The sequence below is a fragment of the Saccharothrix australiensis genome (assembly GCF_003634935.1).
Classification (GTDB): Bacteria; Actinomycetota; Actinomycetes; order Mycobacteriales; family Pseudonocardiaceae; genus Actinosynnema; species Actinosynnema australiense.
Window position 1 is genome coordinate 7,355,520 of sequence record NZ_RBXO01000001.1, and the last position, 14,472, is coordinate 7,369,991.

The 14,472-nt window shown below is 73.2% G+C and carries 12 protein-coding genes; 9 read left to right on the plus strand and 3 right to left on the minus strand.

All coding sequences use genetic code 11. The features are described 5' to 3' along the window. Nucleotides 1-43: 43 nt before the first annotated feature. Nucleotides 44-637, plus strand: a complete 594-nt coding sequence (locus C8E97_RS31360; RefSeq protein ID WP_121009371.1) for a TetR/AcrR family transcriptional regulator — start codon at nucleotides 44-46, stop codon at nucleotides 635-637. Nucleotides 638-1,093: 456 nt separating this feature from the next. After that, a complete protein-coding gene (locus C8E97_RS31365) occupies nucleotides 1,094-1,942 on the plus strand; it encodes an SDR family oxidoreductase (protein ID WP_121012800.1) in 849 nt (282 codons plus the stop codon). 81 nt (nucleotides 1,943-2,023) lie between these two features. Here C8E97_RS31365 and upp read toward each other — a convergent pair whose 3' ends face one another. Further along, a complete protein-coding gene (gene upp / locus C8E97_RS31370) occupies nucleotides 2,024-2,647 on the minus strand; it encodes a uracil phosphoribosyltransferase (protein ID WP_121009375.1) in 624 nt (207 codons plus the stop codon). A gap of 29 nt (nucleotides 2,648-2,676) precedes the next feature. Here upp and C8E97_RS31375 point away from each other — a divergent pair, with 29 nt between their 5' ends. Beyond that, on the plus strand, nucleotides 2,677-8,082 hold the full coding sequence (locus C8E97_RS31375; protein WP_147455280.1) for a trypsin-like peptidase domain-containing protein: 5,406 nt from the start codon (nucleotides 2,677-2,679) through the stop codon (nucleotides 8,080-8,082). On the opposite strand, the gene C8E97_RS31380 is transcribed toward C8E97_RS31375, so the two are convergent. Continuing rightward, nucleotides 8,028-8,276, minus strand: coding sequence for a hypothetical protein (locus C8E97_RS31380; RefSeq protein WP_121009381.1), 249 nt, complete (start codon nucleotides 8,274-8,276; stop codon nucleotides 8,028-8,030). The genes C8E97_RS31375 and C8E97_RS31380 overlap by 55 nt on opposite strands. A gap of 97 nt (nucleotides 8,277-8,373) precedes the next feature. Here C8E97_RS31380 and C8E97_RS31385 point away from each other — a divergent pair, with 97 nt between their 5' ends. The 6 genes from C8E97_RS31385 to C8E97_RS31410 all read left to right on the plus strand — a co-directional run bounded on the left by C8E97_RS31385 (nucleotide 8,374) and on the right by C8E97_RS31410 (nucleotide 13,456). Continuing rightward, nucleotides 8,374-9,231 carry a helix-turn-helix domain-containing protein gene (locus tag C8E97_RS31385; protein ID WP_121009384.1) on the plus strand — a complete coding sequence of 286 codons (858 nt, stop codon included), beginning with the start codon at nucleotides 8,374-8,376 and terminating at the stop codon, nucleotides 9,229-9,231. Next, nucleotides 9,228-9,380 (plus strand): DUF397 domain-containing protein, encoded by a 153-nt coding sequence (locus C8E97_RS31390; protein WP_121009387.1) that lies wholly within the window; start codon nucleotides 9,228-9,230, stop codon nucleotides 9,378-9,380. Before C8E97_RS31385 ends, C8E97_RS31390 begins: the two co-directional genes overlap by 4 nt. A gap of 46 nt (nucleotides 9,381-9,426) precedes the next feature. Then, nucleotides 9,427-10,068: a DUF1707 SHOCT-like domain-containing protein gene (locus C8E97_RS31395; RefSeq protein ID WP_121009390.1), complete on the plus strand. Its 642-nt coding sequence runs from the start codon at nucleotides 9,427-9,429 to the stop codon at nucleotides 10,066-10,068. An 80-nt stretch (nucleotides 10,069-10,148) separates the two neighbouring features. Continuing rightward, the gene (gene deoC, locus C8E97_RS31400) at nucleotides 10,149-11,126 is read left to right on the plus strand and encodes a deoxyribose-phosphate aldolase (protein ID WP_121009393.1); all 978 of its coding nucleotides are present in this window, start codon (nucleotides 10,149-10,151) and stop codon (nucleotides 11,124-11,126) included. Nucleotide 11,127: 1 nt separating this feature from the next. Beyond that, nucleotides 11,128-12,555, plus strand: a complete 1,428-nt coding sequence (locus C8E97_RS31405; protein WP_121009396.1) for an aldehyde dehydrogenase family protein — start codon at nucleotides 11,128-11,130, stop codon at nucleotides 12,553-12,555. Further along, the gene (locus tag C8E97_RS31410) at nucleotides 12,548-13,456 is read left to right on the plus strand and encodes an aldehyde dehydrogenase family protein (RefSeq protein WP_121009399.1); all 909 of its coding nucleotides are present in this window, start codon (nucleotides 12,548-12,550) and stop codon (nucleotides 13,454-13,456) included. The genes C8E97_RS31405 and C8E97_RS31410 overlap by 8 nt, the downstream gene beginning before the upstream one ends. Nucleotides 13,457-13,552: 96 nt before the next feature. Here the strand turns inward: C8E97_RS31410 and C8E97_RS31415 are convergent, their stop codons facing one another. After that, complete coding sequence (locus tag C8E97_RS31415; protein WP_121012802.1) at nucleotides 13,553-14,416, minus strand: carbohydrate kinase family protein; 864 nt, start codon at nucleotides 14,414-14,416, stop codon at nucleotides 13,553-13,555. Nucleotides 14,417-14,472: the final 56 nt, after the last annotated feature.

The following is a 14,472-nucleotide window of genomic DNA, read 5'->3' on the forward strand; positions in this document are numbered from 1 at the left end:
GGCTAGACCTCGTTTTATAACACTGTTGCGATAAGATGGCCGGGTGCCGCGACCGAAGACCCACGACGACGCCCTGCGGGCGCGCCTGCTCGACCGCGCCGGTGAACTGCTGTCCACCGAAGGACCGGCCGCCCTGAGCTTGCGCAGGCTCGCGGCGGATGTCAACACCTCGACCACGGCGGTGTACTCGCTGTTCGGGGGCAAGCCCGCCCTGCTCGACGCGCTCTACGACGAGGCGTTCCGCCGGTTCGGCGAACGGCTGGCGGCGCTGCCCACGACCGACGACCCGGTCGAGGACATCATCCGGATCGGGCTGGCCTACCGGGCGAGCGCGCTCGCCGACCCGCAGTTCTACCTGGTGATGTTCAGCAAGGTCGTCCCGAACTTCGAGCCGTCCGACGAGACCAGCGCCGCCGCGGCCGAGACGTTCGTGCCGCTGCTGGCGAACGTGGGCCGCGCCATCGAGTCGGGCCGGTTCGTCGACGTGCCGCCCGAGCGGATCGCGCTGGCCATGTGGGGCATGGTGCACGGCCTGGTGAGCTTGGAGCTGAACGGCAACCTGCCGCCGGGCGTGGAGATCGCGCCCGCCTACGAGCAGGCGATCCGCGCGCACGCCGACGGCTGGCGCCGCCGCTAGGCGGGGGTGGGGTCCGGGGAGGCGGCCGCCGCGAAACCTCCCCGGACCCCGGTGGACTGCCCAGTTCAGGACAGTCCGTCTCGGGGGGCGCGGACCGGCGCGCCGACGGCGGCTCCGCCGCCCGACGACCGGGTCGACGCGCCGGTCGACCGGCGCCCTTCGCCGCGGGGCGCGAGGGGCCGGGTCGGCGCGGAAACCAGGAGGGTGGGGCGCACCCGTCTCCTGCTCTTCATGCTTCTCCTCGCGGTGGCGGCGGCAGCGGATCTGTGGTCCAGACCACGGTAAGCGTGAGGTCTAGACCACCTCTACGTCCGAACGGACGAATCCGGGCATACCGGCGAGTTCGCTTCGGATGACCGTTCACAGTCATTGCAAACTTTTGCATGTGCGCGCGGGCGGCACGGCGCGCTACCGTTCCCTTGTTCAAATTTGAATGCCTGCCCACGAGGGGGAATGGTGACGATCCTGGTGACCGGCGCGACCGGCAACGTCGGCCGACACGTGGTCGAACAGCTGGTGGCGCGCGACGTGCCGGTGCGGGCGCTGACCCGCAACCCGGACAAAGCGGGCCTGCCGCGCGGGGCGGAGACTGTGAAAGCCGACCTCACCGAGCCGGCCGGGGTGCCGCTGGACGGGGTGACGGCGATCTTCCTGCTCGCCGTGCTGGAGTCCGGCGACGCGGCGGGCCTCGCGGCCGCCCTGCTGAAGCGGGCGCGGGATCTGCGGCGGGTGGTGTTCCTGTCCAGCGACGCGGTCGCGGTCCAGCGGCCGGGCAGCTGCGAGCTGCACCAGTCGGTGGAGGAGGTCGTCGAGGCGGCCGGCGTCGAGTGGACGCACCTGCGGCCGGGCGAGTTCATGTCCAACAAGATGATCTGGGCGGAGAGCATCAAGAAGGAGAACGTCGTCCGGGCCGCCTACCCGGACGCGGTCGGCACGCCGATCCACGAGGCCGACATCGCGGAGGTCGCGGTGCGGGCGCTGCTGGAGGACGGGCACGCGGGCCGGGCGTACCGGCTGAGCGGGCCGGAGGCGCTGACGACCCGGCAGCAGGTGGCCGCGTTCGGCGAGGGGCTGGGCCGGGAGATCGCGTTCGAGGCGCTGACCTACGGCCAGGCGCGGGCGGCGCTCATCCGGGAGGTGGGGCTGCCGCCGGACATCGCCGAGTACCTGATGGGGTACCAGGCGCAGTTCAACGAGGAGCCCTCGGAGCTGCTGCCGACCTTCGAGGAGGTCACCGGGCGGCGTGGGCGGACGCTGGCGCAGTGGGCGGCCGAGCACGCCGACGCGTTCTCCGTCGTGCGCTGACCGACCGGCTCGTTCCGGGCGCGCGGCAGGGGTTCCGGGTCCGGCGCGGTCATCGCGCCGGACCCGGCCCGGAACCGGGGGCTACACCGCGCCGTACTGGCGGTCGCCCGCGTCGCCGAGGCCCGGCACGATGAAGCCCGAGTCGTTCAGCCGCTCGTCGACGCTGGCGGTCACCAGGCGGACGGGCAGGCCCGAGTCCGCCAGGTGCTCGATGCCCTCCGGGGCGGCCAAGGCGCAGATCGCCGTCACGTCGGTCGCGCCGCGGTCGGTCAGCAGGCGGATCGTGTACGCCAGCGAGCCGCCGGTCGCGAGCATCGGGTCCAGCACGAACACCGGCCGCCCCGCCAACGACTCGGGCAGCGACTCCATGTACGGCGTCGGCTTCAGCGTCTCCTCGTCGCGCGCGAGGCCGACGAACCCCATCTGGGCGTCCGGGATGAGCTTGTGCGCCTGGTCGGCCATGCCCAGGCCGGCGCGCAGCACCGGCACCAGCAGCGGCGGGTTGGCGAGGCGGTAGCCGGTGGTGCGCGCGACGGGCGTGTGCACCCGCTCCTCGGCGACCGGCGCTTCGCGGGTGGCCTCGTAGACGAGCATCACCGTCAACTCGTGCAGCGCGGCGCGGAACGCCGCGCTGTCGGTGCGCGCGTCGCGCATCGTGGTGAGCCTCGCCCTGGCGAGGGGGTGTTCGACGACGAGCACGTCCATGGCCGAACAGTATGTGGTACCAGTGGGCGATGCCCGCCGGTGCGCTGCCGACCTCCGTCGCGCGGTTCGTGGACGGCTCGGGGCGCACCGTCGGCGCGGGCGTCGTGGTGAGCCGCCGGCACCTCTTCACGTGCGCGCACGTCGTCAACCTGGCCCTGGACCGCGATGCGCGCGACGCCACCCGTCCGAGGGATCACGTCCGGGTGGAGTTCGCCGCCCTGCCCGGACTCTCCGCGACCGCGACGGTCCGGGCCTGGGCGCCTCCCCCGCCGCGCGAGGGCGCGCCGGGCGAGGACATCTGCGTGCTGGCGCTGGCCGTGCCGGCGACCGTGACGCCGGCCGGGCTGATCAGCACGCCGCCGCCCGCCGGTCACCCGGTCGACGTGTTCGGCTTCCCCGCCAACCGGCCGGACGGCGCGTGGGTCCGCGCGGTGGTGCGCGGCCAGGTCGCGGGCAGGCTGCTCCAGCTCGACAGCGAGTCGGCGCTGCGCGTGCAGACCGGTTACAGCGGCGGGCCGGTGTGGGACCCGGAGACCGGCCGGGTGGTCGGGATCATCGCGACCGCCGCCGCGCAGGACAGCTACGCCATCCCGGCCGAGCGGCTGCGCGCGGCGCTGCCGGACCACCCGCACGACGTGCGCCGCGACCGGATCACGGTGCTGCACCTGGGTTCCACGCGGTTCGGCGCGGACGAGCAGCCCTGGCGCACCGGCAAGGACGTGGGGTCGCGGCACACCGGCGCGGACGACGAGCCGTGGTACGGCCCGCTGCACGCCGCCGTCGACGGCGTCCGACCGGACCTGGTGGTGTTCTCCGGCGACCTGACCGAGCACGCCAGGCCGAGCGAGTTCCAGCGCGGCTTCCGGTTCCTGGCGCACCTCGCGGAGGCGGTGGAGCTGCCGCGCGGCCGGGTGGTCGTCGTGCCGGGCGCGCGGGACGTGAACCTGCCGGCGTGCCGGGCCTACTTCGCCCACCAGGAGGCGCTGGAACGCGAGCCGGTGTGGCCGTTCTGGCCGAAGTGGGGCCCGTTCGCGACGGCGTTCGACGAGTTCTACGGCGGGGTGGCGACGTTCACGCCGGACGAGCCGTGGTCGCTGTTCGAGGTGCCGGACCTGTCCGTCGTGGTGGCCGCGCTGAACTCCACCCTGCCGGTGAGCCACCTGGGGTCCGGCGCGGACGTCGGCGACCCGCAGGTGGACCGGTTCAACCACCGGCTCCGGGAGTACCGGCAGCGGCGGTGGCTGCGGATCGGCGTGGCGCACGGCCCGCTGTCCTCGCGGCACCAGGTCGACGTGCACCTCGTCCTGACCGGTGAGCCGGCCCCGGAACCCCAGGTGCCCCTGGTCGCGCGGGGTGGCGCGTTCCAGGTGCTGGCCGTCGAGCCGGACGGGTACCGGCTGGCGGCCCACCGCTACGACCCGGACCGGCGGCGCTGGGTCGGCGACACCCGCGTCGACCCCGACGGCACCGGCTCGGTGGTCCACGTGCCCGTGCCGTTCAGCGCGGTGAACGGCACCTTCAGCGACCTGCGGCGGACACCGCGGGCGCACCCGCCCGGCCCGGCGCGGGACACGTTCTTCGACCGGGTGCACGAGGCCACGGTCGTGTCGCACCCGACGGCGACCGTGACGCCACGCCCGGAGAGCCGGTACCTGCGGGTCTCGAAGCCCCGCGCGGGCGGCGGGTTCGAGCAGTGGCCGGTGGGCGTGGCGGACGGCTCCACGCTGCACGACGACGTCGAGGCGTTCATCGGCCACGTCCACCTCTCCTTCGCCGCCGCCGACCCGTCGGTGCCGTCCGAGCTGGTCTACAGCGGACCGCCCGCCGCGCCGGACCTGGTGGCGTCCGCGCGCCGCCGGGGCGTGCGGCTGCGCAGCTTCGTCGAGTACCAGGGCCTGCTGGACCTGCGCCCGCTGGTGCAGCGGCAGGCGCAGCGGCTCGCCGCCGACCTCGCCTACCCGGACGAGCTGTACGTGCCGCAGCGGTACTCGCTCGTCGGCACGTCCGAGGTGTGCGACGACGTGCTGGCCAGGGTGATCGGGTGGCTCGGCCGCGAGAGCGCCCGGTTCGTGGTGGTGCTGGGCGACTTCGGGCGCGGCAAGTCGTTCCTGCTGCGGCAGTTGACCCGGAACCTGCCCGACCACCTGCCGGGCCTGCTGCCCGTGCTGGTGGAGCTGCGCAGCCTGGAGAAGGCGCCGACGCTGGACGAGCTGCTGGCGCAGCACCTGGTCCGCGAGGGCGTCGAGGCGGTCGACGTCGCCAAGCTCCGCTACATGATCGGCAGCGGGCGGCTCGCGCTGCTGTTCGACGGGTTCGACGAGCTGGAGCTGCGCGTCGGCTACGACCACGCGGCGGACTACCTCGGGACGCTGCTGCACGCCGTGACCGACCGGGCGAAGGTCGTGCTGACCAGCCGCACCCAGCACTTCCGCTCCACCAACCAGGTGCTGACCGCGCTCGGGCAGCAGGTGTCCGCGCTGACCGGCAGCCGGGGCGTGGTGCTGGCCGACTTCGCCGACGACCAGATCCGGGAGTTCCTGACCCGGCACTACGGCGGCGACGCCGACCGCGCGGACCGGCGGTTCGCGCTGCTCGGCGGGATCAGCGACCTGCTCGGGCTGTCCCGGAACCCGAGGATGCTGTCGTTCATCGCGGACCTGGCCGAGGACCGCCTGCTGGAGATCCGCAGGCGGCACGGCCGGATCAGCGCGGCCGAGCTGTACCGGGAGCTGGTGGACTTCTGGCTGGTGCACGAGGCGCGCCGGCAGCGGCACCGGTTCGGGAGGCCGTCGCTGGACGACGCCGAACGGCTCGCAGCGTGCACGGCGCTCGCGCTGCGCCTGTGGGAGTCCACGGCGTCGACCGTGCGCACCGCCGACCTGGCGGACGCCGTCGTCACCACCCTGAACCGCCTCGCGGAGCGCGGTTACTCGATCGACCAGGCCGCGCACGCCGTCGGCTCGGGCACGCTGCTGGTCCGCACCGAGGACGGCGGGTTCGCGTTCGTCCACCAGTCGGTGATGGAGTGGCTGGTCGCCAAGGTGGCCGCGGACGACCTGCTCGCCGATCGCCCGGACACCACCGTCTTCCACCGGACGATGTCCCCGCTGATGGTGGACTTCTTCTGCGACCTGGCCGGCCACGACGCCGCCGTGCGGTGGGCGCGGTCCGTGCTGGCCGACCCCGGGGCCGGCGAGGTGCCCAAGCGGAACGCGACCGCCGTCGTGCAGCGGCTGGACGTCCACGCCCGCCTGGAACTCGCCGGCGTCGACCTGCGCGCCACCGACCTGTCGGCGCTCGACCTGCGCGGGGCGAACCTCAAGGGGGCCGACCTGAGCGGCCAGCGGCTGGTGGACAAGGACTTGACGGCCGCCGACCTCAGCGGCGCGGACCTGAGCCGTGTGCGGATGTTCGGCGGTGACCTCACCGACGCGGTCCTGACCGGCAGCACCTGGCGGGGCGCGGCGCTGCTCGGCGTCAGGGGGACCGACCGGCCGGAACTGGCGGACGCGGCGGTCAGCGGGCGCGACCCGGCTTCCGCGATGGTGGCACCGCTCGCGGAGGACGTGGCCGCCGTCGCCTTCTCCCCCGGCGGCGGGCTCGCCGCGCTCGCCCGCGTACACGGGGTCGAGCTGCGCGACTCCAGGAGCAACCGGCCCGTCCGGTTCTGGCGCAGGCACGCGCACCCGGTGGTGGAGGTCGCCTACTCGCCCGACGGCCGGCTGCTCGCGACCGTCGAGGAGGACGGAAGCGCCTTCGTTTGGGACGCGACGACCGATGAGCCGGTGGCCCGGCTCGTCGGCGCGGTACGGGGGCCGCTCACGTTCCTGGCGGACCGCGTCCACCTCGTCGGCCTGGACGGCGAGGGCCGCCTGACGTTCTGGGTCGCGCGCACCGGCGACGTCCGCGACGGTGTGGCAGGTGCGTTCGAGCGGCTGGCGGTGACCCCGGACGGGGTGTGGGCGGCCACCGCCACGGCCGACGGGGACATCCGGACCTGGGCGGTGAGCGGGGAGGTGGCGCAACGGACGACGGTGGGCGCGGCGGTGCGCCGGATCGCGATCAAACCGGGCGCGGAGGTCGTGGCCGTCGCCACCGAGGACGGCGCGGTGGAACTGGTCGAAACGGGGTGGGGGCTGTCCAACCTGCACCTGGAGGCCGAACCGGGTGTGGTCGACGACCTGGCGTACTCGCCGGACGGCACGCTGCTCGCCATCGCCCGGCGTGGCACGGATGTCGTGGTCCTGAACGCCACGACCGGCGCGGAGGTCGCGGCGCTGCCCACCCGCGTCGGCGCGTGCCGGGTGGCCTTCACGCCGGACAGCAGGCGGATCGCCGTCACCGTGGACGACGGCTCGTCCGTCGTCCACGAGATCGGCACGGAGAAGCGCTTCCCCCTGTCCACCGGGTGGCGCACCGCCGGGCCGGTGGCGTTCACGTCCAAGGGTTCCCTGATCACCTCGTACGACCACCACGTCCGGGTCTGGCACCTCGGGAGCGGGGTCGTCGCGGCGAAGACCCACGTCGACGCCGTCGACCGGGTGACGTTCGCGCCGAACGGGATGCGGGCGGCCACCACCACGGCGATGGGCATCGCGGTGGTCTGGCCGTTGCACGGGCTCCACGAGCCGATCCACCTCGACCACCCCTCGGTCCGCGCGGTGGCCTTCTCCCATGACGGCGAGCAGATCGTCACCTGGTCCTCCCGCGGCGTGCTCCGGACGTGGAACAGCCACACCGGCGACCCGTTGGGCATCTTTCGCGGTGGCGACATGCCGCCGGCGAGCGCATTGGCCCACGCGCCCTGGACCAGTGACACCGTGTCGGGGCACGAGGACGGCACGCTGCGGCTGTGGCGGCTGCCCGACGTGACCCCGATCGTGGCCCACGAGGCGGACGTCGAATGCCTCGCGTACGCGCCCGGCGGCGGCCACTTCGCCTCCGGGTCGACCGACGGCACGGTGAAGGTCTGGAAGTTCCACGGCGGACTCCGGGCCACCATGACGGTCGGGCGCACGATCTGGGGCGTGGCGTTCTCACCGGACGGCGACCGGGTCGCCGCCGCGTCCTCGGACGGGTTGGTGCGCGTCTGGGGCCTCGACGGCGACCCGCTGCTCACCCTCACCGGCCACACCGCGCGGGTGGTGGGCGTGGCGTTCTCCCGGAACGGCAGGCACATCGCCTCCACCTCCGACGACGGCACCGCGCGGATCTGGGACGCCGCCACTGGTGCCGAACTCGCGACGTTCGTGCACGGCGGCGAGGGTGAGGTGGTGCTGCTGCCGGACGGGTCGTACAAGAACGTGGGCGCCGGACCGGTGGACGAGGTGTTCTGGTCGGTCAAGCAGTGCCGGTTCCGACAGGGCGAGCTGGACCGCTACTACCCGGAGATCCGGGCGCTCGCGGCGGACGAGCCGTTGCCGGGCCTGAGCTGACCGGGCTTCGCGGCGAGGCGGTCGAGTTCGCGGTGCGCCTCCACCATTTCCACGACGGTGCGGAAGTGCTCGGCCAGCGGGGCCAGTTCGGGTTCCGGCAGCGGCGCGCCGGCGAATTCACCGGCGGGTGGGAGGATGGCCACGGTCAGCTGCCAGTCGGCGTAGGTGCCGGTGATCTTCCACGTTTGCTCCATGTGGAATACGGTCGCCCCTTGCGTCCGGGTCGTGCAATGCGCACCTTCGGGTGACACACCTTTCTTGCCCCGGTGGCAAGGCGGAACTCTCTGGGCCATGACGCGCAAGGGGGCATCCGTCCGGCAGCGGCGGGTTTCTACGGAATTGCGGGCGTTGCGCTTGGCCAGGGGCCTGAGCTGCGCCGAGGTGGCCACCGCGATCGGCTGCTCGGAGAGCAAGATCAGCCGCATGGAGACCGGGCACCGCGGGCTCTACGCGGACGAGGTGGCGGCGATACTGGGGTTCCTGCGAGCGCCCGCGAGGTTGCGGCAAGACCTGGTCGCGCTGGTGCGGGCCGGAGAGGACCGGAACTGGCACGCCATTCATGGCAAGTTGCCGGGGAATTGGAAGAACCTGATCGACTTCGAGGGCCAGGCAAGTGCTCTGTACAACTATGAGCCACTGGTGATTCCAGGGTTGGCCCAGACGGCGGACTACGCACGCACGGTGATCCGGGGTACCGATGGGTCATTGACCGATGGCGAACTCGATGCGCTGGTGGCCGTCCGGATGAGCAGGCAGATGATCCTGGGCAGAGCTGAAGTCCACTTGCTCATAGATGAGATGGTGCTGCGCCGCTGCTTCGGCGACCCACCGATGATGCGTGCCCAACTGCTGCACTTGGCCGCGATGGCGGATCGAAGGACGGTGACGGTCCAGGTCGTCCCCTTCGACACGATCGCCCACCCCGGTGTCGAAGGTTCGTTCCTCCGGTTGGACTTCGTCGATCAGCCGAGTTTGCTCTACGTGGAGAGCCGGAACACGAGCACTTTCCTCGAAGAGGAGGTCCACCTGGAAGGGGCTAGAGACGCCTGGCAGAAGCTGCTTACCTTGGCGTTGTCACCGGAGGAGTCGGTCGCCCTGATCGCCGGACTGGCCGGCAAGTCGACACCGAGCAAGGAGAACAGCCGATGACTTGGCGGAAGAGCACCTACAGCACGAGCCAGGCCAACTGCGTCGAGATCAGGCACCTCAACGGCACCGTCGCCGTCCGCGACTCCAAGAACCCCGACGGGCCGGTGCTCGTCTTCCCGACGATCGACTGGCGCAGGGTCGTCCGTTAGTCCGACTTGGTCGTCAAACGGGCGTCGCCCTCCTAAACTCACCCTGGTGAGTGACGAGTTGGTGCCGGACCCCAGTCGGATGCGCGCCTCGGACGCCGATCGCGAGAAGGTCGCGCGGCTGCTCCAGCAGGCGCACGGCGAAGGCCGACTGGACCTGCACGAACTGGACGAGCGGTTGGGCGCGGTGTACGCCGCGAAGACCTACGGCGAGTTGGCCCCGCTGACCGCCGACCTCGGGATGCCCACCGCCACGCTGCCGTCGCCCGTGGCGCAGCACCTGCCGAGCAACCGGATCGGCGGGGTCGCGGGCCCGACGACGTCCATCGCCTTCTGGTCGGGCGTCGACCGCAAGGGCGAGTGGGTGGTGCCCGCCACCCACTCCGTGGTCGCGATCATGGGCGGGGTGGCGCTCGACCTGTCCCGCGCGCGGTTCGTGGAGGCCGAGACGACGATCAACGTGTTCGCGCTCTGGGGCGGCGTGGAAATCCGCGTGCCCGAGGACGTGACGGTGCGGGTCGACGGCGCCGGGATCATGGGCGCGTTCGAGGACAACACGCACGACACGCCGACCGTGCCGGGCGGCCCGGTCGTGCGGATCACCGGCGTGGCCCTCATGGCGGGCGTCGAGGTGCGGCGGCCCAAGCGCAAGAAGCTCAAGGGCTCCAAGCACGGCGAAATCGAGGGCTGAACAACCCGCGCACACCCGTCCTGACCTGCGCGGACCCCTTCGCTTAGGCCGCGCCTCCCGGTCCGCCTAGACTCGGCGGCATGGCCTCCACACCGACTGCCGCACCGACTGCGCCGTCGCTGCCGCCGGCGCTCGCGGACGCGGTGCGCGACGACGCGTCGCTGCGCCGCTTCCTGCACGGACTGCCCGGTGTCGACCAGGTCGGGGTGGAGCAGCGCGCGGCCGGCCTGGCCACCCGCAGCATCAAGAAGGCCGCCAAGCTGTGGGCCATCGACACCGCGATCTCGATGGTGGACCTGACGACGCTGGAGGGCGCGGACACGGCGGGCAAGGTCCGGTCGCTGTCGGCCAAGGCCCGCCGGCCCGACCCGGAGCGCCCGGAGGTGCCGACGGTCGCGGCGGTGTGCGTCTACCCGGACATGGTGGCGACCGCGGTCGAGGAGCTGCGCGGCACGGGCATCGGCGTGGCGTCCGTGGCGACCGCGTTCCCGTCCGGGCGGTCGTCGTTGAAGGTGAAGCTGGAGGACACGGCGTTCGCGGTGGACGCGGGCGCGACCGAGATCGACATGGTGATCGACCGGGGCGCGTTCCTGTCCGGCCGGTACGGGCAGGTGTTCGACGAGATCGTGCAGGTCAAGCACGCCTGCGGCGACGCGCACCTGAAGGTCATCCTGGAGACCGGCGAACTCGCCACCTACGACAACGTGCGGCGCGCGTCCTGGCTGGCGCTGCTCGCGGGCGGCGACTTCATCAAGACGTCCACCGGCAAGGTGTCGCCCGCCGCGACGCTGCCGGTGACGCACGTGATGCTCCAGGCCGTGCGCGACTGGCACGCCCGGACCGGGCAGCGGCGCGGGGTGAAGCCCGCCGGCGGCATCCGCAGCACCAAGGACGCGATCAAGTACCTGGTGGCGGTGCACGAGGTGGCCGGCCCGGAGTGGCTGACGCCGGACCTGTTCCGGTTCGGCGCGTCGACGCTGCTCAACGACCTGCTCATGCAGCGGCGCACCCAGTTGGACGGCCACTACAGCGGCCCCGATTACGTGACGGTGGACTGACATGTGGGAATACGCGCCCGCGCCCGAGTCGCGCGATATCGCGAACCTGAAGCCGACCTACCGGATGTTCGTGGACGGCGAGTTCACCGAGGGCTCCGGCGAACCGCTGAAGACGGTCAACCCCGGCACGGAGGAGGTGCTGGCGGAGGTCTCCACCGCCGGGCCCGCCGACGTCGACCGGGCCGTGGCGGCGGCCCGCCGGGCCTACGACGGGGTGTGGGGCCGGATGCCCGGCGCGGAGCGCGCCAAGTACCTGTTCCGCATCGCCCGGCTGGTGCAGGAGCGCGCGCGTGAGCTGGCCGTGCTCGAATCGCTCGACAACGGCAAGCCCATCAAGGAATCGCGCGACGTCGACGTGCCGACGGCGGCGGCCCACTTCTTCTACCACGCGGGCTGGGCGGACAAGCTCGCCTACGCGGGCCACGGGCCGGACCCCCGGCCGCTGGGCGTCGCCGGCCAGGTGATCCCGTGGAACTTCCCGCTGCTGATGGCGGCGTGGAAGATCGCGCCCGCGCTGGCGTGCGGCAACACGGTCGTGCTCAAGCCCGCCGAGACGACGCCGCTGTCGGCGCTGGTGCTGGCGGAGATCATCCAGCAGGCCGACCTGCCGCCGGGCGTGGTGAACGTCCTGCCGGGCGCGGGTGACGTCGGCGCGGCCGTGGTGTCGCACCCCGGCGTGGACAAGGTGGCGTTCACCGGGTCCACCGAGGTCGGCAAGGTCATCCAGCGGCAACTGGCGGGCACCGGCCGGAAGCTCACCCTGGAGCTGGGCGGCAAGGCGGCGAACATCGTGTTCGACGACGCGCCCCTGGACCAGGCGGTCGAGGGCATCGTGAACGGCATCTTCTTCAACCAGGGCCACGTGTGCTGCGCCGGGTCGCGCCTGCTGGTGCAGGAGTCGGTGGCCGACGAGCTGCTGGAGAAGCTGCGGGTGCGGGTGTCGACGCTGCGCGTCGGCGACCCGCTGGACAAGAACACCGACGTGGGCGCGATCAACTCGCGCGAGCAGCTCGCGAAGATCCAGGAGCTGACCGCGTCCGGCGAGGCCGAGGGCGCGCAACGGTGGACGTCGTCGTGCCCGTTGCCGGACAAGGGCTTCTACTTCGCGCCGACGGTGTTCTCCAACGTGTCGCAGGCGATGCGGATCGCGCGCGAGGAGATCTTCGGCCCGGTGCTGTCGGTGCTGACGTTCCGCACGCCCGACGAGGCCGTGGCGAAGGCGAACAACACGCCGTACGGGCTGTCCGCGGGCATCTGGACCGAGAAGGGCTCCCGCATCCTGTGGGCGGCGCAGAAGATGCGCGCCGGCGTGGTGTGGGCGAACACGTTCAACCGATTCGACCCGACCGCGCCGTTCGGCGGGTACCAGGAGTCGGGATTCGGCCGCGAGGGCGGTCGCACGGGGCTGGAGGCGTACCTCGATGTCTGAGCAGTCCGAGCAGTCCGAGCAGGCGACCACCGGCCGGGCCGGGCACCGGGTCGCGGTGGCGAAGACCTACAAGCTCTACGTCGGCGGCGCGTTCCCGCGCTCCGAGTCCGGGCGGTCGTACCCGGTGACGGACGCGCGGGGCGCGTTCCTCGCCAACGCCGCGCAGGGCTCGCGCAAGGACGCGCGGGACGCCGTCGCGGCGGCGCGGAAGGCGTTCGCCGGGTGGTCCGGTGCGACGGCGTACAACCGGGGGCAGGTGCTCTACCGGGTGGCCGAGGTGCTGGAGGGCAGGCGCGACCAGTTCACCGCCGAGGTCGGCGCGGCCGAGGGCGTCGCGGTGGACGAGGCGCGGGCGCTGGTGGACGCGGCGATCGACCGGTGGGTCTGGTACGCCGGGTGGACGGACAAGGTCGCCACCGTGCTGGGCGCGTCGAACCCGGTCGCGGGGCCGTACTTCTCGTTCTCGGTGCCGGAGCCGACCGGGGTGGTCGCGGTGCTCGCGCCGCGGGAGTCGTCGCTGCTCGGGCTGGTCAGCGCGCTCGCGCCGGTGATCGCGACCGGCAACACCGCCGTGGTGGTGGCGTCGCAGGACCGGCCGCTGCCCGCGATCACGCTGTCGGAGGTGTTGGCGACGTCCGACGTGCCGGGCGGGGTGGTCAACGTGCTCACCGGCCGGACGGCGGAGATCGCGCCCTGGCTGGCGACGCACGCGGACGTCAACGCGCTGGACCTGACCGGCGCGCCGGAGTCCCTGCGCGCGGACCTGGAGCGGTCGGCGGCGGGCACCGTGAAGCGGGTGCTGCGGGCGCGGCCGGCGGAGGACTTCACGCGCGAGCCGGACCTGGCGCGGATGCGGGCGTTCCTGGAGTCGAAGACGGTCTGGCACCCGGTCGGGGTGTAGCCGCGGCCCGCGGACGGGGTGCCGGGTCAGCGGCTCCGGGTCGGGGGCTCCGGGTCGGGGGCTCCGGCTCGGAGGCTCCGGGTCAGGGGCTCCGGGTCAGGGGCTGCGGCGCTCCCGCGCGGGCGCGAGGTCGGGTGCGCCCAGGCACTTCGCGGCCTGGGCCGCGCCGGCCGCCAGCGCGGCGGGCACGTCCGCGCCGGCGAGGTGCGCCACCAGGAACCCGGCGAAGAACGCGTCGCCCGCCCCGTTGGTGTCCACGACCCGCTCGACCGGCGCGGCCGGGACGTGGTGCGACCCGCCGGGGACCACCGCCAGCGCGCCCCGTGCGCCGAGGGTCGCCACGGCCGTGCGCGTGCCGTCCGCGACCCGTGCGGCGAGGAACGCGCGCAGGTCGTCCTCGGGCATCCCGTCGTCGTTGAGGAACAGGTGGTCGGCCGCCCGGACGAAGTCCCGGTGGTACTCGGCCACGCCGTCGTAGTCGTGCACGTCGCACCACACCGGGACGCCGGCCCGCCGGGCGGCGGCGAGCAGCGGCCGGGCGTGCTCGGCCAGGTCGACCACGGCGGCGTCGGCGTCGGCGAGCGCGGCGAGGGCCCGGTCGTCGTGCCGCGGTCGCGCCAGGTCGGGCAGTTCGAGGTAGATCGACACCCGGCCGCCGTCCGGCGCCATGAGGTTGAGGTGCTGCTCGCTCGGGCCCGGCACGACCTCGGCGACCAGGTCCACCCCGGCGGCGGTCAGGGCGTCGGTGATCGCGCGCCCCGCCTCGTCGTCGCCGACGACCGTGCGCAGGGTGACGTCCGCGCCGAGGTGGGCGAGGTTGAGCGCCTTGCCCGCCGACGTGCCGCCCAGCGCGGTCCGGTGCCCGCGCGCGAACACCGTGCGCGGGGTCGGCTCGGGCAGGCGGTCCAGGTACACCAGGCGGTTCCACGACGCCGGCCCCGCGACGAACACCTTCGGCATGGGCACAGTGTGCGGCACCGGGGACCGCCCGGCCGGGTCGGCGGTGGCTCGCGCCG

What these genes read in the sequence shown, in the direction of transcription:
- C8E97_RS31380 (WP_121009381.1), bottom strand. Translation starts at nt 8,276, where the DNA reads ATGGAGCAAACGTGGAAGATCACCGGCACCTACGCCGACTGGCAGCTG.
- deoC (WP_121009393.1), top strand. Translation starts at nt 10,149, where the DNA reads ATGGCCTCCACACCGACTGCCGCACCGACTGCGCCGTCGCTGCCGCCG.
- C8E97_RS31415 (WP_121012802.1), bottom strand. Translation starts at nt 14,416, where the DNA reads ATGCCGAAGGTGTTCGTCGCGGGGCCGGCGTCGTGGAACCGCCTGGTG.
- C8E97_RS31390 (WP_121009387.1), top strand. Translation starts at nt 9,228, where the DNA reads ATGACTTGGCGGAAGAGCACCTACAGCACGAGCCAGGCCAACTGCGTC.
- C8E97_RS31385 (WP_121009384.1), top strand. Translation starts at nt 8,374, where the DNA reads ATGACGCGCAAGGGGGCATCCGTCCGGCAGCGGCGGGTTTCTACGGAA.
- upp (WP_121009375.1), bottom strand. Translation starts at nt 2,647, where the DNA reads ATGGACGTGCTCGTCGTCGAACACCCCCTCGCCAGGGCGAGGCTCACC.
- C8E97_RS31405 (WP_121009396.1), top strand. Translation starts at nt 11,128, where the DNA reads ATGTGGGAATACGCGCCCGCGCCCGAGTCGCGCGATATCGCGAACCTG.
- C8E97_RS31410 (WP_121009399.1), top strand. Translation starts at nt 12,548, where the DNA reads ATGTCTGAGCAGTCCGAGCAGTCCGAGCAGGCGACCACCGGCCGGGCC.
- C8E97_RS31375 (WP_147455280.1), top strand. Translation starts at nt 2,677, where the DNA reads ATGCCCGCCGGTGCGCTGCCGACCTCCGTCGCGCGGTTCGTGGACGGC.